We start from the raw sequence: 26,278 nt of genomic DNA on the forward strand, positions 1-26,278 counted from the left end.
CCAAACAGCCCACTCTCGGAAAGCAAATTATGACAACTTTTTACCTGCAATGACCTCTTTTAATGTCTCTTTGCACAAATAGCGCTGTGCCAAATCTTGTATTTCCATCGGAGTAACCTCATTCACAGCCAGCAGAGAACGTGAAAAGTAGTCATCATCCAGACCGGAAGTAGCAATGAAGATCCACGCATCCGAAAGTGAGAAAGGCGACTCATAACTACGGCACATTTCTCCCAACATATAGTTGCGTACAATAGTCAATTCTTCGGCTGACACAGGTTCCTGATGCAGGCGGTCTATTTCATGATACACTTCCTGTATCAACGGTTCCACATATTCATTATCCGTCTCTGTCGAGATAGCCAATAGTCCGCTATCCGGATAAAACATGATTCCTGCCGAAATACCATAAGTATATCCCTTCTCTTCACGAATATTAGACATCAGCCGACTGCCGAAATAACCTCCGAATAAAGTCATCAATACCCGAAGTTTCAAATAATCAGGATGATTACGAGTAATGGTCGTATATCCCATCTTCACAGCACTCTGCATGGCATCTTCACGCTCTGTAAAAATTCTCTTTCCGGGAACAGCAGTAAAAGGAAAACTTAATCTCGACACCTGCTGCTGATGCTGGCCAAAAGAAGTGCCGAATGTATCTGTCACCCGGCTGATAATATCCTCCGTCACCTTACCGGACAAAAAGATAGAGCAATTACCCGAATGATAATACCGTTCATAAAATTCACGGAGCACTTCCGGAGTGATGGCATGATAATCTTCCTCCACCACTATTTTACCACATGGATGCTGTTCGCCGTAAAGCGACTGCAACAGACTGCGGTGTGCCAGAAAATCAACTTTGGAAGTATTGACCTGGTATTGTTGGATATTGGTATCGAGAATAGTATTCAATTCCTTCTCCGGGAAAAGCGGTTCTTTAATCATGGATTCCACCACCTCCAATGTTTTCGCCAAATACTTATTCAACGAATAAACAGTGATATATGCATATTCCGACGAACTGGACAATTCGAGCCATGAGCCGTAGTAATCCAGTTTTTCGGCAATGGTGGCAGCCGTATATTTTTTCGTGCCTTCGCGCAGCATCCGGTTCGTAAACAGAGCTTGCAGTTTCTGCGATTGCTGCCAGCGTCCCCCGGCAAAAAGCACATCTATGCGTACTACTTCCTGTTCACCCGCATTAATAACAGTCAACGGAATGCCGTTTGGCAACGTCATTCGAACGGGAGGAAGTATACGAAAATTTTTCAGGGTTTGTATTTCAGGTTGTATCGTACGATCCATAAGATTAGATTCTATTCTTCAAAAATTCTTCTGCCCGTTCCAAGTCTTGTGGAGTATCGATTCCAATAGTTTCCACCTCACTGATACCGACCTTTATTTTGTATCCGTTCTCCAGCCAGCGAAGCTGCTCCAAAGATTCGGCCAACTCCAAAGAAGACTGTGGAAGCATGGTAATCTCTTTCAGCACCTCTGTACGATAAGCATACAATCCGATGTGCTTGTAGTAGGTATGTCCCTTCAACCAGTCCTGTTTCTCGGCATTACGCTGATAAGGAATGATAGAACGACTGAAATAAAGTGCGTTCCAGTTCTTGTTGACTACTACTTTCGGTGAATTCACGTTTTCCAGTACGGCAAACGGTTCATCGGCAGTAAAAGGCTTCACCAACGTAGCAATCTGCGTGGTTACATCTTCAAAACAAGCCTTTACCGCATCCAGTTGTGAAGGCTGAATAAAAGGCTCATCTCCTTGTATATTCACTACGACGTCAAAATCACCTCCAATCTTGGTACAGGCTTCATAACAACGATCCGTACCACTTTTGTGGTGAACGGAAGTCATCACAACCTTTCCCCCGAACGCCTTAACAGCAGCTTCAATGCGTTCATCATCCGTAGCTACATAAGCATCATCCAAAACGCCTGCCACTTGTTCGTATACGCGTTGTATGACTGTTTTTCCGCCCAACATAGCCAACGGTTTCGCAGGAAAACGAGTGGATGCATAGCGGGCAGGTATAATTCCAAGAAATTTCATCTACTTAATAAATAATGAAGAATGGAAAGCAGATAATGACTGTTGTATATATCCCCTTTGCCAATCCTCCGGTTTTAATATTTTGTTATCATATAAAAGCATGTCAATATCCAGACATACTTTTTCCTCTTTCTTATCCTCCGAACGACGTCCGGACCTCTGTTCTATATCTTTCAGCATTTTCCTCACCGTCTCTTCATCCTTATCGGAATAGAACAGAACCACTTGGTTGGAAAACAGAGCCGGATTCTTAAAAAACAAAGGTTTAGTTTCCAGTTCGGGAGCAAAACATATAGAAGAGAACGATTCAGTCAACTTCTGTCTGGCAAAAGTCAGGTTCTCTTTCCTATTGTAATTACTCCCTATGCAAACAATATACTTGTGCATTAAAATTAAGTATTAGGTATTAAGTATTAAATAGCACTATACTTAATACTTAATTAAACAGATCGTCCAGTCCTCTTTCTTCCACTTCGCCATCAGGAGTTTCCGAACCGGCACACGGGTCAAACCCTTCAGGGAGTTTGAATCTCTCCTGCTGGTCATATCCCAAAGTCGGATCGTCATACACTTTCTTCATATACATAGCCCAGATAGGCAAAGCTGCAGCAGCACCCTGTCCATAGGTCATTCTACCGAAGTGAATATCACGTTCGTCACCTCCTACCCAACAACCGGATACCAGTGAAGGAGTGAATCCCATAAACCAGGCATCGGAGTTATCATTGGTCGTTCCTGTTTTTCCACCCATATCGGCGGTAATTCCATATCGACGAACACGTCCACCCGTTCCTTCATTAATAACGGCACGCAGCATAACCAACATTTTGTAAGTGCTCGACGCGCTTATCACTTCTTCCATTTGCGGCGCAAAAGTAGAAATGACATTGCCATCACTATCCTCAATACGGGTAACGAACAATGGAGCCACCCGGATTCCTTTATTGGCAAAAGCCGTGTATGCGCTGACCATTTCACCGACAGAAATTTCACAAGGTCCCAGACAAAGTGAAACCACCGGATCAATTGCTTTATTGCGTACACCGAAACTATGGATCAAGCGTACCAAATCATACGGATTCAGCTTACCCATCAGGTATGCAGAAATCCAGTTATCGGAATTTGCCAATCCCCATTTCAGAGTTACCATTTCTCCATAACGCTTATCATTTGCATTACGTGGTGTCCAGGGAGTTCCATTCTCATCAATCAAAGTCTGCTCTACGTGGCGTGCCTGATCGCAAGGAGAAAATCCGTTCTCCATTGCCAATGTATATAAATACGGTTTAATAGTAGAACCTACCTGACGACGTCCCACCATCGCCATATCATACTGGAAGTATACATAATTCGGTCCGCCCACATAAGCTTTCACGTGTCCGTTTGCCGGATCCATTGACATAAATCCTGTCCGCAAGAAAGATTTATAGTAGCGGATGGAATCCATCGGTGTCATAATCGTATCTTTATCACCCTTCCAGGAAAAGACAGTCATTTCTTCCGGCGTATCGAACGCCTTACGAATCTGTTGTTCCGAAGCTCCCGCCTCTTTCATGAGGCGATAACGTTCCGTTTGTTTCATTGCTTTCGTCAACAACTCTTCCACTCGTTTTTCCGGTAGTGATCTTGCATACGGGGCATTCTTACTTCCCTCTTTTTCCTTGAAGAATACAGGTTGCAGATAATCACCCAAATGCTCTTTTACAGCATCTTCGGCATACTGCTGCATACGTGAATTGATAGTTGTATAAATCTTCAATCCATCTGTATAGATGTTATAATTTGTACCGTCTTTCTTCTTGTTTTTCGCACACCAGCCATATAACGGGTTAGTTTCCCAAGCGATAGAATCTTCGTAGAATTTCTGCATTTGCCAACCACGATAATCACTTCTTACCGGTTTCGGTGCTGTCATAACGCCACGGAGATATTCACGGAAATAAGTAGCCAGTCCCTCTTTATGGTCAACACGGTTATAAGTCAGTTTCAACGGAAGAGCCTGCAAAGAATCACATTCTGCATCTGTGATATATCCGGCTTTACGCATCTGCTCGAGCACTACATTACGACGGCCACGGGAACGTTCGTTGAAACGAACCGGATTGTAAAGTGACGGATTCTTACACATACCCACCAATGTAGCTGCTTCTTCAATCTTCAAGTCCTTCGGTTCACAGCCAAAATAGGTATATGCAGCAGTTTTGATGCCAACAGCATTATTCAGAAAATCAAATTTATTGAGATACATACTCAATATTTCCTCTTTGGTGTAGTAACGTTCAAGTTTCACCGCAATCACCCATTCAATCGGTTTTTGGAAAAGACGTTGAAGTGTATTTCTAGCCACATTTTCCGTAAACAACTGTTTAGCTAGCTGTTGTGACAAGGTACTACCCCCACCTGCATTTTTCTGAAACATCAAACCACGTTTCACAAACGCACGGAACAACGCTTTGGCATCAATACCCGAATGCTCGACAAAACGAACATCTTCCGTTGCAATAAGAGCATTGATAATACTGGGTGACAAATCCTTGTAAGCCGTGTACACCCGGTTTTCCTTGCTGTAAGACCATGTACCAAGCACTTTCTCATCTTCAGAAAAAATCTCTGTTGCAAATTTATAGCTCGGGTTCTCGAGTTCCTCTACAGGAGGCATATAGCCAATCCAACCCTTTGAAATGGAGACAAAGACTATAACAATAGCCAATACTATGACTGCCAAGAATATCCAAAGAGCTTTTATTATTTTTCGAATCATGTTTTTTCTCGCTTAAAATGACGCATTTAATTAAGATGCAAAGGTAGATAAAATCCGCTATTCAGCCAACGAGTTTGATTATAATTTCTATTTTGTTAAAATATAGAGCGATACTCCTAACAAATAGCATGAAACAAAACAAAAAAGAGCATTTTTCAAGAAAGCAACCCTCTTATTATATCTAAACACAAACAGGCGGGAAAAATCCCGCCTGTTATTCATTCATAAATATACCTATTTATAAGATAATCAATTACAAGGTTGCTGCCTGCACACCTACCACTCCGGCAATCGCACCGGCAACAGCAATAATCACTTTCAAAATAATACTCCACGTTTTTTTCATAGACATTTCTCTTTTTAAATTAAACACTAAATGAACACTCTAACCGTCAGCTATTAATCAACAAGACATTAAGCTGCGGGATCCGGTGCCTCTCCGCTACCGCCACCTTCATCTCCGCCACCTTCGCCTTCATCCGGTTTCTCGGGATCTTCCGGAGATACAGTAACGCTAATTTTCTTCAGATATTCATCCAGACTGATCAGATCTAACTTCTCATCTGCACGGGTAGCAGTTTTGGTGACACGCAACTCTTTATTAGCTTGGAAAAAGATACGAACACTATCCACACTCTTAGCATTAATATCCTTCGCCAACTCCGCACCTTTTGAACGGGCAGTCAACATAAACACACCCAAACCTTCGATATTCACAGACTTACCTTCCAACAACTGCTCCTTCATTTTTTCCACAAAATTCTGGATTACACTCTTGATGTCACCGATAGACAGCGAAGAACGATCCTGCATTTTCTGTGCAATATATTTCAGGTTGACGGACTGACCTAAAGTGATCAGATGCGGATAATATCTCTTAGGAGAATTGGGAACACGCGGATCTGTTGGCCGCGTAATGACTTTGTAAATTACACTCATACTACGTTTTTTTAAAGATTTAAATTCAAGTTTATTTATTCACGTTTTGTTGATCAACAATGCAAAGGTGAAACTTTTATTCCGGATAGAAAAGAAAAAAGCTCCTTGCGGAGCTATTTTCATTTACCTAAGTATATAATAAACTATAAATCAACAACATAATCAGCATCCTATAATCTCCCAGTCCCCAATCGTACACCGTTCGCTATCAAAACAGACAGCCACCTTTACGACAGGCAATCCACATAAAGCAAAGCGTTCCGGATAATTCTTCAAATCAATTTGCTCCATCGCTTCACCCGCACTTTTATCCAATTTCAGTTCCATCACATACAATGTAGTCTTCGTACGAAGTACTATATCTACCCGTCCACGAGGAGTACGAACCTCCACATCCACGTAATATCCCAACAAACTGAATATGATATAAAAGACCTGCTGATAGTGTCCTTCGAACCTTGTATTGTCGCAGTAAGGAATCGTAGACAGAAATTCCTGCAAACGGTGTAAAGCAGCATCCATATCACCATTCTGAATATCATAAAAAAGATAAGCTACCATGGTAGTTGCTTCAGGTGTCTTGTTATTTACATAATAAGGAAGAAGGCTCTCCATAAGTCCCAGCCTTACTTCTTTATTGGGAATATCCAGCGTATAAAGGTCTAGCATCTTATTATAATCCTTAATAGTGATATACCCACTTTGGTACAATAAAGGTACTGCATCAGTCATCGTTTCAGTAGGAGCATCGAAAACTGAAGATTTCAGCTGTCTACGTCCAATTTCGGAAGGTTTCACACCGAATTTATCCAACATCTTAACCAGATATGTAGGAGTACCGCTACCAAACCAATAAGATCCAAATTTTCCATCAGCAAAAGCATTTAGCAAACTGAAAGGATTATATATATCGGGCGAAGGAGATGTAAAATGATAACCATCATAATTTTCTTTCAATTTCATCAAAGCCTCTTCAGGTGTTATCTCCAATTTCTTTGCCAATCCTCCCAAATCATCCTTCATTTGCAAACGTATCTCATCTTCACTAATTCCACAGATAGCAGCGTATGGCTCATCCATACTAATATTCTTTATATTATTCAACTCACTAAAAATACTTAGTTGGGAGAATTTGGTAATACCAGTCAGAAATACATATCGCAAATAAGGATCACAAGCTTTTAATGGGCTGTAGAAGTTACGCATGATGTTACGCAATACATCCAGATTTTCCCGTTCATGTACCACATCAAGCAAAGGAGCATCATATTCATCAATAAGCACAACCACTTTCTTTCCGGTCTGCTCATAGGCACGTTTTATCAGTCCCATCAAACGCTGATTGGGATTAACCTCCTCCTCCAGCCGTCCATAAATCTGTTCATAACCATATAGTTTCAGATTCAATTCTTGGAGCAACTGTTCACTATCCGAATGTTTGGCGGTACTCATATCGAAGTGAAGTACCGGATATTCCGTCCACTCCTTCTCCAGTTTCTCCATAGCCAATCCATGAAACAGTTCCTTACGACCGGAAAAATAGCTATGCAGCGTGGAAGTAAGTAATGATTTCCCAAAACGTCGTGGACGGCTCAAAAACATATAGCTGGAAGCCGAATGAGTCATCCGGTAAACATATTCCGTTTTATCAATATAGAGGTAATTCCCCTCCCGTATCTTCGAGAATGTCTGTATCCCGATAGGATATAGTCTTTGCAAATCTTCCATATCAATCATATTTTTCACAAAGCTACTAAAAAATATCCATCAGTCATTGCTTTACAAAAAAAATATCAACTATCTTCACAGACGGTTGATATAATAGAAATCACATCGGATTTACACCGACATGAGGGCGTTGATCAGGAATACACCGCTGTGTATTTCCTGACCACAAAATGTAGGGGTCTTCATGTGTGTAGCATGAAGTTAGGGACCTACATGTTCCATCTCACTTTTGTGTAAAGTATTAAAAGTACTCTATGACATTATTAACTTAAAAAATATCGGTCATTAATGGCTTTAGTCTTCCTTGGCGTGAGATTGTTCTCCATATCCATAACCGTAGCCATATCGCTTACCATAGCCATAATACTTGCCATATTTGCCATAACCGTAATAATAACCGTACTTTCTTTTCTTCAGATCCAAACCATTGATTACAGTACACAGGCTAGGTAATTTATCTTTTTCAGCAAGTTCGTTGATCAAAGTATACTCATTTTTATGAGTATAGTCTGCACGGCAGACATAAACAGATAAATCAGCCACACGCCCTATCAATAAGGTATCAGTTACCATACCAACAGGAGCTGTATCCAGAATCACATAATCAAAATTCTTCTTGAGCGTTTCAATAGCTTTATCCAATCCATCACGAGCCAGTAATTCGGTCGGATTAGGAGGAACTGTTCCACCAGGAAGAATATAGAGATTCTTACTAACATCGGAAAGCTGTACCAAATCCATCAAACTCTTTTCCGGATTGGCTAAATATTGAGTTATACCAACTTCTTTTCTCGGAATATTAAATACCTTATTCAAACCCGGTTTACGAATATCAAGACCCACGATTACTACTTTCTTCCCCAATAAAGAAAGACTGATAGCAAGGTTGGCAGAAATGAAAGATTTGCCCTCACCACTAACCGTAGAAGTAACCAGAATCACCTTCTTGTCATTTTCAAGCATAAACTGAAGATTCGTTCGGATATTACGGAAGGTTTCACTCATCAGATTATTTTGATTCTCAAATACAGCAATAGCACCCTGCTTTTCATCAGTCAATGGGATATCACCAACAATAGGTACACTGGTAAGTTTTTCTACATCAGAACGACCTTCAATCTTGAATTTAGTCAATTCGAGCAGATAAATAACCCCCACCGGAATTCCGACTCCTAACACTAAAGCAATCAGGTAAATCATTTTACGTTTAGGAGATACAGGAGCATCATCTGCTATCGCGTCATCTATAATCTTTGCATTGTTGGCTGTAGCAGCCAGAGTTATAGCATTCTCCTCACGCTTCTGAAGCAACATCAAATAAAGTCCGGCCTTTATCTCCTGTTGGCGAGCAATACTCACAAACTCACGCTCTTGACCAGGTGCCTCACTAATGCGACGGGAATAACGGTTCGCCTCACGATCCAAATCCGCCTTCGTGATAAATAATCCACGTAACACTCTGTCTAAAGAGACTTGTACATTCTCTTTCATTGCACTAATGCTGGTATCCAGATTTATAATGGTAGGATTATTCTCTGTTGATGTACGTAATAAACGTTTCCTCTCAACAAGAACATCATTATAACGGTTGATAGCAGCAGCAAGATTCAAATCCTGCAATCCGATATTACTAGGTAGAACCTCATAACCTTCATTTTGCATATATTTCTGCAAATCCTGCAGCAAATTAATCTGGGTTTGATTCTCCACACGCTTCTTTTCATATTCAGCACTACCAGTTAAAGCTATCTGAGCATCACTGGTCAAATCCGTAATACCTGCCCCACGTTTGAAACTCTCCAGATCCTTTTCCGTACTACCCAGTTCTTTGGAGATTATACTAATACGTTCATTGATAAATTCTGCTGTTTTCTGCGCCACTTCATTCTTATCATTATTCGTATTGATATTATACATCTCCAATAACTTATTGATAAAATCCTTGCCTCGTTGTACATTTGAGTTTTTCAATGATATGACAGCTACAGAAGTAGTTTTGGAAGTGGGCTCAATAGTCATATTCTTGCAATACGCTTTCGCTACAGCCAAAGGCTTATTTATTGTTGCTGTTATATTGCGTGTAGTCTTTTCCGAATCCGTAGTTTCTTCCAATGTTCTTTTAGAAGACAATACAGAATCCGGTGTCAGAAAGAAGGCCAATGTTCCCCGTTCGGTGGGAAAAACTGCCGGCAACTTTTCGAAATGCTTCTGATATTCATCATCGCCTATCTTCACATTCACATCCATACTTCCCTGTGGTTGCAATGCCATCTCCACAATCATCGGCTCCTCCAACAAATCAGCTTCCTGCGGAGTCAGGCTCACTTGTACTGGTGAAGTCTTATACATGTTTCTGGAAGGGAATTCATCTTCATCCGTATAGGAAATATAAAGCCCCAAATCTTCAACCACCTCTTTGACGATAGTCTTGGAACGGAGAACTTCAATCTCATTATCAATATTCTGCGAAGAAGAGACCATGCCATCCAATCCCAGACTCTCCAACCCGGAAAGCATTCCGGCACTACCACCTTTCTTATCATCCTTTATTAGAACCGTAGCGGAAATATTATATACGGGAGTGGACATATAAAGATAGACCCATGCCGCAATCAAACACACTACAACCGTACCCACAAACCAAGGCCAGTGGATCAAATACTTAAAAAGCAGTTCCTTGACGTCTATATTTTCTTCCTTAGATTCTTGTGCTTCGTTGAAATCTGTTTCTTTCATTGCAAATCATTATTTTAATATATTTACTAATAGGCTGACAATAGATACCAAAATAGAAGTAGCAGAGAACCAAAGACTGGTACTGTTGCCCACATCCGAATTTCGAGCCTTTGCTTTATTGGGGGTCACATAGACAATATCATTCTGCTGTAACCAATAGTAAGGCGAAAGAATGGTTTCGGCCTTATTCAAATCCAAGGTTACAATTTGCTGTTTACCGTTTGCGTCTTCACGAATCAACTTTACATTATCACGAAGACCGTAGACCGTCATATCACCAGCCATGGCCAATGCCTCCAACAGATTCACTTTCTCATTAGAAATAGTGAAAGTACCGGGACGGGTAACTTCGCCGATAACAGATATTTTATAATTTACCATACGCACCGTTACAATGGGAGTCTCCTTCATGTAAGGCTTCAGTTTATCTATAATCAGCTGTTCCGCTTCCCTTTTCGTTAAGCCTCCTAACTTCAATTCTCCTAACACCGGAAAATTTATGTTTCCTTCATTATCTACCAAATAAGGTTGTAATACAGGTTGAGTAGTCACATAAGACGAAGTACTCACAGCTATTCCGGCATTGCTGGCAACTGTCAGGTTAAAAGGTATCGCAAGTTCAGGATTAGTACACGATACCACAATAGTCAACAAATCCTTGGGCATGATTTTTGCATCATACAGTTTTTCCTGTTGTTCTACCTCGTTCACAACTTCCACATTCTGGAAATAGGGAACCTTTTTATAAGACTGACAGGCAGCCAATAGTAATGGCAACAATAGTAGCCACAAATTTCTCTTGTTTAGTCTTCTCATCATAATTCTTAAATTCATAATTAAACGCCCTTTAATTCCTAAGTTTTAAGGCAAGCGCACCTACCTTTTAATTTTTAATCTTTAATTTTCTAATATGCTTCTTTTTCACCACGTATAGCATTATACACCGTCTTATACATGATATATAAATCCAATAAAAACGTCCAATGTTCTATATACCAGATATCACGCTGCACACGCCCCTCCATCTGCCAGAGCTCTTTCGTCTCACCACGATAACCCGTCACCTGCGCCCATCCAGTTATTCCAGGTTTTACAAAGTGACGAACCATAAACTTATTTATTAGATTGGAATATTCCTCCGTATGCTTCAACATATGAGGACGGGGACCGACAATAGACATATCACCCTTCAACACATTAATGAATTGCGGTAATTCGTCCACACTAGTCTTTCTCATTATTTCTCCGATACGTGTTTTACGAGGATCGTTTTCCGTAGCCTGAAGAGTATCGCATTGTGTATTTACCTTCATCGAGCGGAACTTGTAACACCAGAATTCACGACCATCTTTACCACTGCGCTTTTGTTTGAAAAAGACAGGGCCGGGAGAACTTAGCTTGATCGCGATTCCGAAGAATATATAGACAAATGGAAAGACAGTAATAAGAAATACCCCCGAACAAACAATATCAAATGCACGCTTAATAATACGGTTTTCTAATGACTCCAATGGTTCACAACGAATGGAAAGTACAGGAACATTACCCAATAACTCAAAATGCATCCTACGTTTCAAATAATTCCGAACATTAGGAACACTAAAGAAACGGACCAGATGGTTTTCACAGTAATTTATGATAGGAACAATCTCCGCACTTCGCACAGAAGGAAGACTACAATAAAGCTGGTCAATCTCTCCCGTGTGTTTTTCCAAAAAAACAGTCACTTCATTAGGTTGTCCCAAATATGGAATTTCCTGTGGATAACGGTCCGAAGGGAAATCCTCGAAATAACCCAGTATACGATAACCAGACGTAGGGTCATCCGTCATCGCATGATAAAGTTCCTGCATATTCTCATGGCTCCCAACCAATACTACCTTGCGGACATTTCCTCCCTTTTTCCGATAAATCTCCAGTAAGTGACGGGAAATTAAGCGGTAGCTAATAATGACAATTATCAGTGCAACATAAAACAGTCCGAAATAGCGGGAATGAGAAAAATGAAAATGAAAAACAAGCAACGTACAAACCGATAAAAAGACAAAAGGAACCATGTTACGTAAAACACGGATCATGATCTGTTCAGGACGCACCAAAGGACGATGAAGAATAACACCTGAATGCATGTTACAAAGTAAATAGCATAGAGTGATAAGAGTCATACCCTGAAAGATAGAACCGCAATGAATACACCAGAAACGGGTACCCAGAAAAAAATTAAATCCCCATAAAAGCAGGTTCAGCAAAATAAGATCCCCCAAAAGGACCAAAGACTTTAGGACTTTGTTAAAACGTTGGATTTCCTGCATAAATTCATTTATTAATATTTTAAACCACTCCCCGATATACCGCTAATACTTGCTCTGCAATTGTATCCCAATTGTATTCATCCATAGAATAAGATACCGGAACAAAATCTTTTGATAACGCTTTTTGCAATTTGTCTTTTAGCTCTTTTTCATCGTCAGTCTGAAAATAACAATCATACGCTAATCCTACCTCCAGGTTAGCAGGGATGTTACTTACGATTACAGGTAGGTCATAGCTCATAGCCTCCAACAACGCGATAGGCAATCCCTCGTGAGAAGAAGGCAACACAAAACAACAGGCATGAGTCAACAATTCATGCAATTTCTTACCTTTAATAAATCCCGTAAGAATTACCCCATTTTCCTTGGCCAGTTTCTTTAAATTTATCGAATAATCATCTTCAAAATCGCTATCACCGGCTAATATGAGTTTATAGTCAAGTCGTTTTAAAGCCGAAAACGCATGAATCAAATGATGAAAATTCTTTTCGGGCACAAAACGTCCCATGGCAAATACATACTTATGAGATTCCACACCCAGACTCTCCAGATAATCCGTATCTGCAATTTTATCAGGCGCAGGCACTCCATTGTAAATAAGACGACAGTCTCTCCGTCCATATTTGCGCACCAGAATATCATTTATCACTTCCGAAATGACAATTACCTCATTTGCAAACATTACACCCATTCGTTCCCCCAGCTTCAACATCGTTTTAGCCGCAAGCCCCCATTTATCCCTGTCATAATCCGGACCATGGTGAGTAAAAACGACTTTCATTCCCAACAGACGCGCCAGGGGAGTCAACAATGCCGGACCAATAGCATGGATATGCACAATATCCGCATGCAGACTTCTTGCTTTCAAAATCGCCTTGAACGTATGAATAACGGCTTCCAGTGATTTTTTTTTCGGGGTTGTTATATCCACCAATTTCACTCCCTGATATTCCGTAAGTGAATCATGAACGTAACTTTTACGACGAACAATAGTTATATCAATATCTTTTTGTGCCATACGAGGAAAAAGTTCCTCGCAGTGTGTTTCGACACCACCTAGGATATTGGGTATTCCCCGGGTACCGGTTACTACAATTTTCATAGTATCAGAACTTTTCTCTTAGGTCCCCTTGACAAGGATCCTGCCCTACATTATACCAACACTTATCAAGACAGGCAGACTTCCCTTGCATACTACGAAGTTTATTTGCTATGGCCCACTTTAACGGATGTTTGATATATTTGTGCATCACCGGAGAAGCAGTACCCACCATCCAGCAGTTCTTCGGACATTTGCGTACCATATCACGTACCTGCTGTGCTTGTTCACTTTCCCAAATAGTCATAAAGTTCAGAGTTTCACGAATATTACCCATTTTCTTCATCCAGTATTTTTCCTCCAAACCATTACATGGATACACATCACCATAAGGTTCAATAAAGAAATTGGCAGAACCAGCTTCACATGGCAGCATACGGCGACCTCCTTCTATATAGTTAATCAACCCCATATTGAAGAAAGCACGAAACCAACTTTTCGGATGATTCTCCTTCAATTGCCATTCTATCAACTGTTCAAAGTTTTTGCAGACTTCGTCTTTATTCGTTATCACATTATCATCTTTATGAAAATAATACGAATTATGAAAAGCGGCTGTAGCAAACTCCATTCCCAATGACTTACTCAATTGATAAAGCGAAAGCATGTCTTTTGAGTTATTATTGGATACTGTACATCCAAAACCGATGTCTTTCAGTCCCATACCTTTCAGCGTCAATAACGTACGCAACCCTTTATCAAAGCCACCCGCATGACCACGCAACTCATCATTCTTGCAACTTAATCCCTCGATAGAAATACGAATACCGATATTAGGGAATTTCTTAGCCAATGCTACCACACGGTCTTCAAACCATCCGGAAGTGGAAATCACAATACGATCCGTATGTTTATAGCATTCTTCAACAATCTTATCCAAATCCTCACGAATGAAAGGCTCGCCACCTGTCAGATTTATAAATTTCAGCTTCGGAAGTGTACGTAACTCCTCTGGCTGTATTTCTTTACTCTTTTCTGTGGGATACTGCCACACATTACACATCTTGCAACGCATCGGGCAACGATACGTCAGAATAATGCTCGCGTCCGTAGGACACGGGATATTATTTGTAGTCATAATATAATAAGATTTTAAATATATACGAAAGAAATATGTTTCCTCATCACTTGGTGTAAATCTTCATCAGCTGTTTATAGTAAGTATCAGCAGAGTATCTTTCTTGTGATTTTTTGGCCAATGATTCGTAATCAAACGTATATGTGAACATCATCTCAATTTTCTTTTTTAAGTCCACTATATCTTTTGATTTGAACAACATTCCACTTTTTCCCTCTTCTACCAATTCGGGAATACCTCCAATGCACGCTCCCAAAACTGGAGTTCCTAAACATTGTGCTTCAATCACTGAAAGTGGATTATTTTCGTTACATTCCGATGAAATAACACTAAAACGAGCGCATCCTAATAGTTCTTTTATTTCCGGCCATTGTTTATAGCCTACAAGTTCGATATTTGTTCCTTTGCACAGTATTTTCAACTCTTCCATCAGGGGGCCTTCACCAATAATTTTCAATTTATATGGCAACTGACGAGCTGCTTTTACCAATGTAACCACCCCTTTTTCATTAGATAGACGACCTATAAAACAATAATAATCCAACTTATTATACTCTTGCTTCCTTGTTTTTTCTATATCTATAAAATTACAGAGTGTACACATTTTTGTTTTATCAAAGCCTCCTTGTATCATCTTATTCGCTATAAATAAACTTGGGCAAATAAATATATCTGTACATTTCTCCAAACGCTCACGATTCCATGATACTGCTTCCTTATAAGCTAAGAAACTAGCAACAATAGAGTTCTTCATACATTTATACTCAAGCACCTTACGTTTATCCATAAAACATTCTTCACAGGCTATTTTTCCATTACGAAGACAATCATAACGAGGACAAAGAAGCTTCAAATCATGTAGAGTCCATACAACTTTAATTCCTCTTTCATGTGCTAGTTCAGCAATTATGGGAGAAAGTTGCGTATGAATATTATTCAAATGTACTACGTCAGGTTTGAATTCATCTAATAATGCACAGAAATTTCTTTTTACTTCATTTGTTCCCAATGGACGCAGAAAAGCTTCCAACATTCCTAATCCGGGTTTAAACTTCACTTCACTCGGAAAATATTTTCTCCATGGAGTTTCCAAATTATCAGGATAATCCATTGCAAATATCGCTACCTCATGTCCATACTCTCGTAGCAATAACTCCAGGTTAAGCATATAGATACAATCACCGCCACGACGGTAATAAAACTTGTTTGCCAATAATATTTTCATAAGAAATAATTGAGTATTTTTCTAATCATACAATTTAGTTATCTAAACCTCTCCCATTCTTTACTTTCAAAATTGTACCTTTTAAGCACTTTTGCAGGACTACCTGCTGCTACACAATAATCCGGTATATCCTTGGTCACTACAGAGTTTGCCCCTATTACGCATTGCTTGCCAATATGGACATTGCCCACTACGACTACATTTGTTCCAAGCCAAGTGCCATCATCTATCAGTACACGATCATCCTTACCAGCCCTACATCCTTGTTTATAAATATAAACATCTGGATTTCTATATTCATGATTATGGTCTGCTATAAATACATGAGGACTGGTTAGCACTCCTTTTCCTATTATCACAATGTTATGTGCTGATATTGTGAAATGATTGCCTATCTCTGTGTGGTCTCCTATAGACAAAAGAGCATTCCGACTTATATAAACATCCAACGAAGGCCGGAACTTTACATTATCTCCCAATTTAAAATTCCCCTTATTGATTATATTTAAATTAATCCCAAGATAACAGCAATCTCCACACTCGATGTGATTAAATCTGCATTTAAGCCATCCAATCAGATACTTGACTAATAATTTGATTCGCATAAGTCCACGATTTTTTGAATGCCAGAATCAAAATTATCTCTTCCACAAACATCTTTTAGAAACTTGTGGAGCTTGAGTGCCTTATCATTACGTTCTTTCTCATTCAATAAATAATAACGAATAGCACCTTTCCATTGCTTCACATCACGTTCCAAAGCACACCCCCGATCAGAAGTAATATATGCTCTCGTTGTGGCGGTTGAGGTGGTAATAACAAATCTCTTACTTCCCGCTGCTTGAAACAACACCAATAATCCTGCCGGAGCTTCGGTTGTCAGTGGCATTGCTACTATGGCGGAATTAGCCATCTCTTGTAGAAACTGATTAAAGGGCAGATTACATTTCACCTTAATGTTCTCTGTTATATATTCTTTAACATATGATAGTCTAAGCTATTCATTACAAATAAAAATTTCACATCAGACATTTGTTTTGCCACTTCTAGCATAAAAGACCAATCTCTTGAATTTCCTCCACCTACAAATATATCATGATTCAACGATTCACATTTTCTTTCCCATTTTTCATGATAAGGGTCATGAATTACAGTATAATTAAAATCAAGACACAACCACTCTTTCAACAATTCTCCATAATGAGAAGAAGTTACACTGGCATGGAAATATTTCGACATTAAAGCTTTGCGATACATTTTCGACACAATGCGATTTTGTATAGTATCTTTCTTTTTTAAAAGAATATTGAGACAACCAATATTTCTACGCTGGAAAGTCAAAAGACACATCCAATAAAGTAATACAGCTTGAAAATCATACCAACAAAACACTGTTTCCCCTTTTCGGGAACAACATAGAGCTCGAAAACAGCCTATCGTCCAACCCACGATACGTTTCTTAGTACGAGGCGATTCAATATAGTGCACCTCTTGTCGCAAATTTCGGGGCTTAAACTCACTATCCACATTAGAAAAGCCATGTAATATGTGTATCATCTTACTATCCTTATTTTAAAACATTACGCAAAAAGTCAATTGACCGTTCTCTATAAATAGCCAATATACTGTCTACCCTCTCATAATCAATCGGACGCTGAAGCACCTCCATGTTCTTTTCCAACTCCTCCTGTGAAGTAAACACATGATTTTCTAGTCCTACTAAATCAAGCAAATCAAGCAGACGGCTCGATAATCCATTCGCTATAGGAATCACAGCAAACTGACGATGATAAAGCAAGCTAAACACTAATCCATGGAAGGAATCTGTCACTACAACCTCCGCTCCACCAATCTGCTCTATCCATCCTTTTATAGCAGGAGGATAACAATATTCAAACCCTCTCAAAGGATATCCATTAAATATCATACGAGCCGGTATACCCATCTTGTATGAAAGATAACGTGCCATATCAAGCTGACAATCATTACGATTCAAGAGATAACAGACAATGCGATGATTGGGAGTAATAGATGAAGTAATTTCCACATAAGAAGAATGTAACATTGTAGGATCAAGCACTAAGCTACTATCAAGGCTAAATTGCTGCTTTAATATATTTTGGCCCGTAACTTCTCTCACAGATATGCCCGAAAAACGATGAAGAAGTTTATCTATAGTAGGCAGTAGCTCTTTATGGCTCTCCGGCCACATATTCACCCCAAAGCTCGAAGCAAACGACACTCTGCGAACCTGCTCCCCTCCAAAATCAAGAAAATAGGCTAAACATTGTTCACGACTAATTAAAGGATTCCATGTTTGGTCACTTCCTACCAATAAACAATCATAATCCAACTTTGCCTTTTTAAGCTCCTCCACTGTCTTATAATGCCGTGTAAGCGATGGGTAAAACTTTTTGCAAAACCTATAAAATTTAATAAAGCGAGGAATAAAAATCAATTGTCTCAACTTTATAGGTTCTGGCTGCCTAAGGTCTATCAACTCTACTTCATGTCCCAATTCCTTAAGAAGCCGACATGTGGCATAAGTTTGCAACACTGCTCCACAATTATACGACTTATGATATGTTAATAATCCGATTTTCATTGCTTATGTCCTATTCTATCTATAATATTTACTACTATTCCGTAAACTTTCCGAATCACTTTCAACAGTATCCATGGACTTTTATTTGAAAATGTATTTGCATATATTTTTGAAAATGTGCTGTCACTTAATTGTGAAGAAAGGAAAGCCAACAACTTTCGTTCTAAAAAATATTGCTGAATCGAATGTCCTGTTACCAATCTATGATTATGAGATATGGCTAAGTTCATATCAGCCTTATCATAAAATAAAGAATCTCTTAATGACGAAAGGAACTGCCTCGCTTTATCAGTATGAGCTATAATCAACGATATACCATCAAAATGTTCTTCATCATATTTAATACATCCCCAATAATCCCCTATGGTAAAGTCTGATTTGCGATTTTTTCCAACGAAAGGACAGTCATAACAAGAATACCTATTCGTTAATTCGAGACTAAACCCAGTAGTAATTAAATTATTTTTATTTGCATAATCATAAATTTTACCATTTTCATCTTCGACTTTCAAATTATAACGAAATCCTCTAGGTTTCCATCCTGTTTCCTTTGTACGAAATGACAAAACACGCTTCACTTTATACGGTGCCTGACTAATAAATTTATCAATTAAAATTCTAGAAGGAATTCCACCACAAATTAAATCCACCGTAACCAGATTCCCTTTATAAGTTCTATCTTTCAAAAAAGATAATAGTCCAGCAATTTGACAACCTGTACCCGAGAAAAGAACCATTCGACCTTCCTTCAAATATTTCAAAGCGAGTTTATAATTTCCAGATGTATTGCTATGTGTATATTTTGACCCCTGCAAACAACTCAATTCTTCCTTAGTCTCAATTGCCTGATGATGAACATAACAAGGTGATTCTATTTTCGCACCAAACACAATTCCCCCTTGTTCTATTACAGAAAACGCCATTGCATAAAAAGCGCCACCTGAAGCACTAGTCTTTCGATGTGTTCTATTTTTTGCCCAAGCTGCATAGAAATCTGAATATTCACTTTTCTGATATTCGAAATTCGAGACGATCGGACAGATTTGTTCACACATGCCACAACCAACACATTTACTTTTATCTATCTCTACATACCGATGCCCATCATAATGTTCAACTATATTTATAGCATTTTTATTGCACACATCTATACAAGCAAAACAGCCTGTACATTGTTTATCTGTAGCCAGTCGAGGTACAAAACTCATAAATTTACAATTTAGAAAAGAAGTCTTTATATTTCGCAACAATACTGGTTAGCGAAAGCTCCTTATCTACAAAATTCTTTTGATTAACAGAAAGTTCTTTTAAAAGCACATCCCTGTTTTCTATACACCACTGCATTTTATCCGCTAAATCACCTGCATTTCCTGATTGGAATGCTAATCCCGTCACTCCATCTTCTACAAACTCCTTAAATTGAGGAATGTCAGAGACCAATGTAACGACATTATATCTAAATGCTACCGTTATAGCCCCACTTTGGGCTATATCTTGATAAGGCATAACAAAAACATGACTATCTGCAAACATATTAGCTACATCCTCGTTAGGAATTCGTTTAATCATTAGTTCAAACACATCTGGACACTTTATAAACGATGCATAGTTTTGTTCCCAATTACAATTACAGCTACCAGCAATCCTTACTTTGAAGTTTTCAATACCTCTATCATGCAAAATATTTGCAGCTTCAATCAATAAATCAACCCGCTTATATGCAACAATATTTCCAAAAAATAAAAATCTAAAAGTCCGTTCTTCCTTTTTATTTACTTCAATAGTAGATTCTCCATAATCCTTTAAAGCCAAATGTGCCATTAGAATATTCTTTCCATGAACTTTCTCTTTGAGAATTACTTCCTGGCTTCTTGAGAAGACCTGAATATTCTTAAAACTACGAATCCACATATTAGTTAGTTTTTTAGCCCATTTTTCCGAATTAGCTCCTCTTGGAGTAGAAACATTGTGACATGCGATAACGACATTTCTTTTAGGAAGCATTAAACGATACATCATAGTGCCATAAGGATGCATAGCTGCTGAAATATAATACAAATTTGGAAGAAATGCTCTAGCTCTTTTAATAATACGTATTAAATCAATTATATTATGAGGGCTCCTAAGTCGATACGTTAAATAGAAAAAATAGACCAAAACATTAGGATTGTCTTTCAGTACAGATCTTACATATAACTCATAATCGATCTCCTGATTATTTTCTACCACTATTTGCCAATCAATAGAATAATCTTTGGCTAAAAGATTTATAATTGGCAAATCAACATCAATGAAACAACTTGGAGTTATCCAAGATATTTTTTTCTTATTCATATAAAAAAGGTATATATCGTAAGTATCCAGCCCCTATAACAATAATCCTTAGCCCAGTATTCCTGGTTTTTGGGAGCTATAGTTTACATTATTTCTCAAAATCTTCACTACTATGCATGACTATTATTTTTTTAGACCATGCAAAGTTTGAACAACGGCCAACTATTGACAAAACGTGAAACCTTACTCCTCACTCCAAAATTTGTAAAAGCGCTCAATCTCTTATAAAGATTTATTCCAAGCCTTTATTTAAAGCTTTTTTTAAAGCTTCTATATATCCTTTACCATTTTTCAAATCAGGTTCCATATAGTTCCCTTCTCCCCATTCATTCCAAGACTTCAACAGAAGAATTTGTTGATTTTGAGGTTTATTTTTTATTGCATCTAAGGCTTCCAATACATGTTTATAAAAGAAATATGGAGTTGAATTAACCCAAAGACTACCATTCCATCCACTACGCGGAGTATGATCCCATTGTGGTACAATAGAAGGTATTACATCTACAGATTGATCATCTTCCGTTATTAATGAATGATAATACTTACTATAATCGATCATTCTAGGAGGACGTTTTAAAATAAAGCCTTTTGCATATTGATATATTTTAAAAAGTCCTCTCCCCACCTTACCCAACTTATGAAGTTGTGGATTTACCATTCCACCTAACCTCTGGTAAGTGACTACATCGAACCCTTTAGCTAATAGTTCTTTTTTACTAATAGATGAAGACGTTATATTTGCCACCAAATAAAGCCCATCAAATCCGGCTCTTTCAGTCCAACATTTAAAGTTCTGAATATATTCTTCAGGAATTGAAATTGGATCAAAAATAAGCAAAAAAGGCTTGTTGTCTATTTTTACATATCTAGGATCCTTAAATGCCTTTAATAAAAATGTAAAATGCATTTTTTCATCATCAATTCCTGGATACATTTGTTCTATCAACAGTTTATTAGTTGAAGTACCATCACTATTCCAATTCTTTGCATACCAAGAATGATTTGCCCAACCTAGACAAAATGGGAAATCAGGTTTCCCTGTATTTAAGACTTCATTAAAGATATCTGCCATCAAGCGTTTTCCATTTCCAAACCAATAATGCCAATAACAGAACGCTGTAACTCCCGCCTCCTTAGCTAATTCAACTTGCTGTTCTCGTACAATAGGTAATCTTAAATCATAATATCCTAAATCAGCAGGAACTCTGGGCTGATTGTGCCCTTTAAATAAAGCTTTTGCTTTACCAACATTTGTCCACTCAGTGAAACCTTTTCCCCACCATTCATCATTATCCGGTATTGGATGGAACTGTGGCAAATAGAATGCTATTATTTCAACTTTATTTCCCATTCGTTTTTCGTTATAAATTATATAATTTAGCACCAATTGTAAACATCTCTAATCTAAAATACGGTACTATAGTAAGTACTCAATTAAAGGCATCTCCCTTTGAAAGGGCATATAAATGTGCCCTAAACCGAGTTTTGTTAATAAATTTAGTTTTGAATTTAACACTGGCTTGTAACCAATGTAATTTCGTCAGTGCCCATGTTATTTTGCATGAGACATACATGCTTAGTGTACAGTATCTTTAAACTGGGCTGCCTTCAACTCATCACTAATAAAAACATAAGCATTAGCCAATAGCCTGAAGAAACTCTGGAGTGGCTTTTCGTCCCTTCGAATTTGGTTACTACCTCAGGATGCCCCACAGTGGGGAAATATCCCCATTTAGGCTTCTTACCAGAACGTTCCTGATTCGCATAATCAAACTTTTCCTGAAGGGATTTTAACTTGCGTTCCGCTGATTTACGAAGTTTACGCTCTTCGGACAATACTAATGTTTTCTCTTCATACCAAAATTGGAATAAAGCCCATTGCTCCTCCAAAGCCTTTTGCTTGGCTATGAAACCCTCAAAAGTAAGACGCATAGCTTTCTCTGTCAAACGTAAGTCTTGACTCTCCTCGGCAAGGTATTAAATATATCGGTCTTTTTGATCTTCTGCCATACCTTCACTATAATTTATAGGAGCACGTGAGTAGTTTTCCCTACTCAACAACTCCCGTTTTAATTCAATTACAAGTTGCAGTTCGTTCATATTTAAGCCTCTGATTTACAGCATTAAAGATAGCAAAACATTCTCCAAGCCCGCAAATAACATAGTCATATAATTATCTGATTATCAAGGCTCTAATAATCAGATTCTCAAGAATTAAAACTACATTCTTTCAGTCAATCCGATAAATTGTATCAACCCCTTTTCGCTCCACTTTCATGAATTGATAGCCTGATACAAACTTCTTTTCAAACACACTGTAGGAACGGTTATCGAATGAAAACATATGGACTATTCTACGTTTTCGAGACATGACTATAAACACATCCCTATCATAGGATTAGCGGTGAAGCCGCTCGCGCATGATGGACAACACGCGGCTGTGATTGCAACGCACATCCGTAAAATCACGAACATAATAGAAATGGTTAAGACCGATTACACTTAACATAAAGTTTCCAGTTTCTCTACCAGCAGAACTAAATCCTGATAGCTTAAATTCTTTCTAGATGAATGAAGGCCATTGCTCATGCGAATATCAATCCAAATACAAACAGAATTCACATTGCTTCCTGATAAAGTACCAGGATAGCAGTTGGATCAGGGAGATTCCTCGGCTTTAGCAACAGGTACGCCATCAACTTTAACTTCAACTACTCGGTTACGGGTATCCTGATACCATTTATGAAAGAGGTTATAAGGAATTTTATGCTTCACACAAAAGAATTGGAAAGATTCGCCATGAGGCAAAGCCTCGGTTTGGTACGAAAGTAAAATCTTTCAAGATCTGTACTGCTATACATAATTTTATTATTTTGTTTACAGCAATGATAGACCTTTAGCGACTAGCAAGTTTTTGACTGCTTACATGTTCTCTACCTATAAATATTTTCGAGTCTATTAATAATAGCGTATAGAAAATAATAAAATATTTCATATAACCATATTCTCCTGTAATAGTCGAATAAGCGATGTAATAAACAGCTAATGTAATCACAAACAATGTTACATTAACATTCTTGTTCATTCTATATACCCCCCTAAATAACCAAACAAATGTAATGAACCACACACACAAGCCTACTATACCACTATTACAAAGTACAACGAAAATAAGAGACTCGAAAGCTAATAAAACAGGGTGAAGATCATGAATAGACATGTAATAGCCACACCATTCATATCCCTTTCCAAAAATTAAACAATTTTGTATTTCCCTTAAACAACCATTCAGTTGCTCCATACGCATATCAATAGAAGAGCCTTCCACATTCGTTTTGCGACTATCCTTAATAAAAATTGAATCTACCATTGCTGATAGTTCTGGTATATTTTCAATAATAACATAACCAATAAATCCTATAACGGCGACATATATCATCGGTTTAATTCGATGTAACATTAATAGATAAAAGAAAACAGTCAGAAACATGGCAGCTATCGGAGTACGGATGCCACAAAGAAAAATACAGACAACAATAAAAAACATCAATAAATATATAAATAATGGTTTTATTTTATCTTTCAAAGAATAAAGATATACCATTGCTAAGCCTAAAAATAGACCGAAAATCATAGGGTGAGTGAACACTGATGATATTTTGATCATAAGCCGAGCCATTTGCTCACCAAATTGAGCCTCACGCAATTCTGCATTATTAATCTGTGCCATAAAATAGACATAAGGATTTAATCCATTCAAGGTCAACAAGAAAATTCCATATATAACGATGACAATAATTACAATAACCATACAGTTTCTACTATATCTAATGATTTTAGGATCATATCTAGACACATTCCACATAACTATTGGTAATACTAAATTAGTCATCATATTTGCACGCCATGAATTCAATGCAATATCTGTTGGAACAAACTCTTGAAAAGGCATCATAATAAGCATCATAGCATAGAAAAAAATAAATGGATAGAATGGACGTAAATCCAACCTAACTTTACCGTGATGTTTATAATAATCTATGACAAAAGCAATAAGAAGTAAAATATTCGCAAAATTCCAGCTCAGAGAAATCCCTAAAAAATTTATATTAAAATATGGAACCAAAAAAAAGTAAACGAGATACAAAACCAGACCTATTCGCAACTTTACGAAAAAAGCCACAAGAATGATAATGGTTAACCAAGATTGAATAAATGCCATAGAGCGGATATTGTAATATAGGCTAAAATTAGTCCAAGCTTTTATATTTTGTAACTATTCTCTCTACTATAGCATCTGCTTCCTTTTCACTGATATCATTTATCATGGCTGTACTATCATAAATGCCATTTGCTTCAAATGCTCCTTGAAATTTATAACTATATGCTAACCCAAACAATGGTACTCCTGTATACATAGCTGCAAAATTAGCATGCATACGTGTACCAATAAAAAACTTCATTTGAGATATAATAAACTTTATTTGGGGCGAAATCAAATCTTGATCAATAAGTATAATATTGCTCTTATCATGCAATTTAGAATAGACATCACGTGCAGCTTCCAAATCGTCATTTGCAACTTCTACTTTCTGATAATTATATGAATGAGGTATTAAATAAATCGCAATATTCTTCTGTTGGAAATAAACAATAAGTTTATTTATGAGATATGGATACGTAGAGAATTGCCCTGAAAGAGTTCTAAATTTATTGCTATAAGCCAATCCGCTTATATTAATACCTATTGCATTAGCCTTAATTTCAATGTTAAAAGGTTCCGGTTTCATATAGTATGACAAATCCCTCGTTTGTTCATACTTCAATCCCATTGCCTCCAAATCAGAAGCATATTTATCATCACGAACAAAAATTTGACTAGCGTAACAAAGTATACGGTCAGCTATAACTTTATTCTTGCTCTCTCTAAATGGTCCTAATGTTTGAGGAAGAATAATAACAGGAATATTAAATTTCATTGCTAAATTGATATCAGGCAACCGATTGAGAAAAGAGGTAGTATTATAAATATCTGAAAAGCCATCTCCTCCATTAATTGCAGCAACGTACTCGACTTGCTTTATCATTCGTCCTAAATTAGTAAAAGGTAAACAAACATGCAAATATTTAAACAACAAAGCTTCTACAAAAAAAACATTAACCGTTAAACATTCCCATTTCACACCTGCTATATCAATCTTTTGAATATTAGTTCCCCTATTTTTTGATTTAAAAAGATTTTTCACAAAACGAAAATTTAGAATTTTCGTCTCCTTTGATAACAATTCTCTCTCATTCAGAAAAGAAAGTGAGCCATAGCTTAAAGCTGCTGTTCCTCTATTATTATCTCTAAAATTAAGTCCTGAAATGATAATATATGGTTTCATTGTATT

At 37.8% G+C, this 26,278-nt stretch carries 22 protein-coding genes and 2 pseudogenes; all 24 read right to left on the reverse strand.

Features of this window, described 5'->3' with window-relative positions:
- Positions 1–27 precede the first annotated feature (27 nt).
- A complete protein-coding gene (locus NQ505_RS19840; protein WP_008998388.1) occupies positions 28–1,311 on the reverse strand; it encodes a M16 family metallopeptidase in 1,284 nt (427 codons plus the stop codon).
- Positions 1,312–1,315: 4 nt separating this feature from the next.
- Entirely contained in the window at positions 1,316–2,068 is a 753-nt protein-coding gene (gene kdsB / locus NQ505_RS19845; RefSeq protein WP_004318144.1) for a 3-deoxy-manno-octulosonate cytidylyltransferase, read from the reverse strand.
- Entirely contained in the window at positions 2,069–2,455 is a 387-nt protein-coding gene (locus NQ505_RS19850) for a 2-amino-4-hydroxy-6-hydroxymethyldihydropteridine diphosphokinase (RefSeq protein WP_004318143.1), read from the reverse strand.
- A 49-nt stretch (positions 2,456–2,504) separates the two neighbouring features.
- On the reverse strand, positions 2,505–4,829 hold the full coding sequence (locus tag NQ505_RS19855) for a transglycosylase domain-containing protein (protein WP_004318142.1): 2,325 nt from the start codon (positions 4,827–4,829) through the stop codon (positions 2,505–2,507).
- 253 nt (positions 4,830–5,082) lie between these two features.
- Positions 5,083–5,175 (reverse strand): smalltalk protein, encoded by a 93-nt coding sequence (locus NQ505_RS19860; protein ID WP_004295819.1) that lies wholly within the window; start codon positions 5,173–5,175, stop codon positions 5,083–5,085.
- A gap of 68 nt (positions 5,176–5,243) precedes the next feature.
- Positions 5,244–5,768, reverse strand: a complete 525-nt coding sequence (locus tag NQ505_RS19865; protein WP_004295818.1) for an HU family DNA-binding protein — start codon at positions 5,766–5,768, stop codon at positions 5,244–5,246.
- A 162-nt stretch (positions 5,769–5,930) separates the two neighbouring features.
- A complete protein-coding gene (locus NQ505_RS19870; protein WP_032853363.1) occupies positions 5,931–7,505 on the reverse strand; it encodes an ATP-binding protein in 1,575 nt (524 codons plus the stop codon).
- Positions 7,506–7,790: 285 nt separating this feature from the next.
- Positions 7,791–10,232, reverse strand: a complete 2,442-nt coding sequence (locus NQ505_RS19875) for a GumC family protein (protein ID WP_008998390.1) — start codon at positions 10,230–10,232, stop codon at positions 7,791–7,793.
- Positions 10,233–10,241: 9 nt separating this feature from the next.
- The gene (locus tag NQ505_RS19880) at positions 10,242–11,048 is read right to left on the reverse strand and encodes a polysaccharide biosynthesis/export family protein (RefSeq protein ID WP_050486474.1); all 807 of its coding nucleotides are present in this window, start codon (positions 11,046–11,048) and stop codon (positions 10,242–10,244) included.
- An 89-nt stretch (positions 11,049–11,137) separates the two neighbouring features.
- Positions 11,138–12,544: an undecaprenyl-phosphate glucose phosphotransferase gene (locus tag NQ505_RS19885; protein WP_008998392.1), complete on the reverse strand. Its 1,407-nt coding sequence runs from the start codon at positions 12,542–12,544 to the stop codon at positions 11,138–11,140.
- 19 nt (positions 12,545–12,563) lie between these two features.
- Positions 12,564–13,646, reverse strand: a complete 1,083-nt coding sequence (locus NQ505_RS19890) for a glycosyltransferase family 4 protein (protein ID WP_008998393.1) — start codon at positions 13,644–13,646, stop codon at positions 12,564–12,566.
- Between the two features lie 4 nt (positions 13,647–13,650).
- Positions 13,651–14,721 carry a radical SAM/SPASM domain-containing protein gene (locus NQ505_RS19895; RefSeq protein WP_008998394.1) on the reverse strand — a complete coding sequence of 357 codons (1,071 nt, stop codon included), beginning with the start codon at positions 14,719–14,721 and terminating at the stop codon, positions 13,651–13,653.
- Positions 14,722–14,767: 46 nt separating this feature from the next.
- Positions 14,768–15,946: a glycosyltransferase gene (locus NQ505_RS19900; protein ID WP_008998395.1), complete on the reverse strand. Its 1,179-nt coding sequence runs from the start codon at positions 15,944–15,946 to the stop codon at positions 14,768–14,770.
- A gap of 38 nt (positions 15,947–15,984) precedes the next feature.
- Positions 15,985–16,551 carry an acyltransferase gene (locus tag NQ505_RS19905; protein WP_008998396.1) on the reverse strand — a complete coding sequence of 189 codons (567 nt, stop codon included), beginning with the start codon at positions 16,549–16,551 and terminating at the stop codon, positions 15,985–15,987.
- Positions 16,533–16,898, reverse strand: coding sequence for a glycosyltransferase (locus NQ505_RS19910; protein WP_008998397.1), 366 nt, complete (start codon positions 16,896–16,898; stop codon positions 16,533–16,535). The genes NQ505_RS19905 and NQ505_RS19910 overlap by 19 nt, the downstream gene beginning before the upstream one ends.
- Positions 16,899–16,912: 14 nt before the next feature.
- A complete protein-coding gene (locus NQ505_RS19915; RefSeq protein WP_259825838.1) occupies positions 16,913–17,503 on the reverse strand; it encodes a hypothetical protein in 591 nt (196 codons plus the stop codon).
- A 10-nt stretch (positions 17,504–17,513) separates the two neighbouring features.
- On the reverse strand, positions 17,514–18,551 hold the full coding sequence (locus NQ505_RS19920; protein ID WP_008998400.1) for a polysaccharide pyruvyl transferase family protein: 1,038 nt from the start codon (positions 18,549–18,551) through the stop codon (positions 17,514–17,516).
- On the reverse strand, positions 18,548–19,759 hold the full coding sequence (locus tag NQ505_RS19925) for a Coenzyme F420 hydrogenase/dehydrogenase, beta subunit C-terminal domain (protein WP_008998401.1): 1,212 nt from the start codon (positions 19,757–19,759) through the stop codon (positions 18,548–18,550). Before NQ505_RS19925 ends, NQ505_RS19920 begins: the two co-directional genes overlap by 4 nt.
- A gap of 4 nt (positions 19,760–19,763) precedes the next feature.
- Positions 19,764–20,885 (reverse strand): glycosyltransferase family 4 protein, encoded by a 1,122-nt coding sequence (locus tag NQ505_RS19930; protein ID WP_008998402.1) that lies wholly within the window; start codon positions 20,883–20,885, stop codon positions 19,764–19,766.
- A gap of 232 nt (positions 20,886–21,117) precedes the next feature.
- The gene (locus NQ505_RS19935; protein WP_008998403.1) at positions 21,118–22,236 is read right to left on the reverse strand and encodes a glycoside hydrolase family 99-like domain-containing protein; all 1,119 of its coding nucleotides are present in this window, start codon (positions 22,234–22,236) and stop codon (positions 21,118–21,120) included.
- Between the two features lie 292 nt (positions 22,237–22,528).
- Positions 22,529–22,985, reverse strand: a pseudogene (locus NQ505_RS19940) (hypothetical protein); the annotation flags it as partial.
- A 402-nt stretch (positions 22,986–23,387) separates the two neighbouring features.
- Positions 23,388–23,746 (reverse strand): annotated as a pseudogene (locus NQ505_RS19945) (hypothetical protein).
- A gap of 35 nt (positions 23,747–23,781) precedes the next feature.
- Positions 23,782–25,107, reverse strand: a complete 1,326-nt coding sequence (locus NQ505_RS19950) for an O-antigen ligase family protein (protein ID WP_008998405.1) — start codon at positions 25,105–25,107, stop codon at positions 23,782–23,784.
- Between the two features lie 28 nt (positions 25,108–25,135).
- Positions 25,136–26,272, reverse strand: coding sequence for a polysaccharide pyruvyl transferase family protein (locus NQ505_RS19955; protein ID WP_008998406.1), 1,137 nt, complete (start codon positions 26,270–26,272; stop codon positions 25,136–25,138).
- Positions 26,273–26,278: the final 6 nt, after the last annotated feature.

The sequence above is a fragment of the Bacteroides sp. D2 genome (assembly GCF_025147085.1).
Taxonomy (GTDB): Bacteria; Bacteroidota; Bacteroidia; order Bacteroidales; family Bacteroidaceae; genus Bacteroides.

Bases quoted from the DNA above. Each gene is read 5' to 3' on its own strand.
- NQ505_RS19840 (WP_008998388.1), bottom strand. From the start codon at position 1,311: ATGGATCGTACGATACAACCTGAAATACAAACCCTGAAAAATTTTCGT.
- kdsB (WP_004318144.1), bottom strand. From the start codon at position 2,068: ATGAAATTTCTTGGAATTATACCTGCCCGCTATGCATCCACTCGTTTT.
- NQ505_RS19850 (WP_004318143.1), bottom strand. From the start codon at position 2,455: ATGCACAAGTATATTGTTTGCATAGGGAGTAATTACAATAGGAAAGAG.
- NQ505_RS19855 (WP_004318142.1), bottom strand. From the start codon at position 4,829: ATGATTCGAAAAATAATAAAAGCTCTTTGGATATTCTTGGCAGTCATA.
- NQ505_RS19860 (WP_004295819.1), bottom strand. From the start codon at position 5,175: ATGAAAAAAACGTGGAGTATTATTTTGAAAGTGATTATTGCTGTTGCC.
- NQ505_RS19865 (WP_004295818.1), bottom strand. From the start codon at position 5,768: ATGAGTGTAATTTACAAAGTCATTACGCGGCCAACAGATCCGCGTGTT.
- NQ505_RS19870 (WP_032853363.1), bottom strand. From the start codon at position 7,505: ATGATTGATATGGAAGATTTGCAAAGACTATATCCTATCGGGATACAG.
- NQ505_RS19875 (WP_008998390.1), bottom strand. From the start codon at position 10,232: ATGAAAGAAACAGATTTCAACGAAGCACAAGAATCTAAGGAAGAAAAT.
- NQ505_RS19880 (WP_050486474.1), bottom strand. From the start codon at position 11,048: ATGAGAAGACTAAACAAGAGAAATTTGTGGCTACTATTGTTGCCATTA.
- NQ505_RS19885 (WP_008998392.1), bottom strand. From the start codon at position 12,544: ATGCAGGAAATCCAACGTTTTAACAAAGTCCTAAAGTCTTTGGTCCTT.
- NQ505_RS19890 (WP_008998393.1), bottom strand. From the start codon at position 13,646: ATGAAAATTGTAGTAACCGGTACCCGGGGAATACCCAATATCCTAGGT.
- NQ505_RS19895 (WP_008998394.1), bottom strand. From the start codon at position 14,721: ATGACTACAAATAATATCCCGTGTCCTACGGACGCGAGCATTATTCTG.
- NQ505_RS19900 (WP_008998395.1), bottom strand. From the start codon at position 15,946: ATGAAAATATTATTGGCAAACAAGTTTTATTACCGTCGTGGCGGTGAT.
- NQ505_RS19905 (WP_008998396.1), bottom strand. From the start codon at position 16,551: ATGCGAATCAAATTATTAGTCAAGTATCTGATTGGATGGCTTAAATGC.
- NQ505_RS19915 (WP_259825838.1), bottom strand. From the start codon at position 17,503: ATGATACACATATTACATGGCTTTTCTAATGTGGATAGTGAGTTTAAG.
- NQ505_RS19920 (WP_008998400.1), bottom strand. From the start codon at position 18,551: ATGAAAATCGGATTATTAACATATCATAAGTCGTATAATTGTGGAGCA.
- NQ505_RS19925 (WP_008998401.1), bottom strand. From the start codon at position 19,759: ATGAGTTTTGTACCTCGACTGGCTACAGATAAACAATGTACAGGCTGT.
- NQ505_RS19930 (WP_008998402.1), bottom strand. From the start codon at position 20,885: ATGAATAAGAAAAAAATATCTTGGATAACTCCAAGTTGTTTCATTGAT.
- NQ505_RS19935 (WP_008998403.1), bottom strand. From the start codon at position 22,236: ATGGGAAATAAAGTTGAAATAATAGCATTCTATTTGCCACAGTTCCAT.
- NQ505_RS19950 (WP_008998405.1), bottom strand. From the start codon at position 25,107: ATGGCATTTATTCAATCTTGGTTAACCATTATCATTCTTGTGGCTTTT.
- NQ505_RS19955 (WP_008998406.1), bottom strand. From the start codon at position 26,272: ATGAAACCATATATTATCATTTCAGGACTTAATTTTAGAGATAATAAT.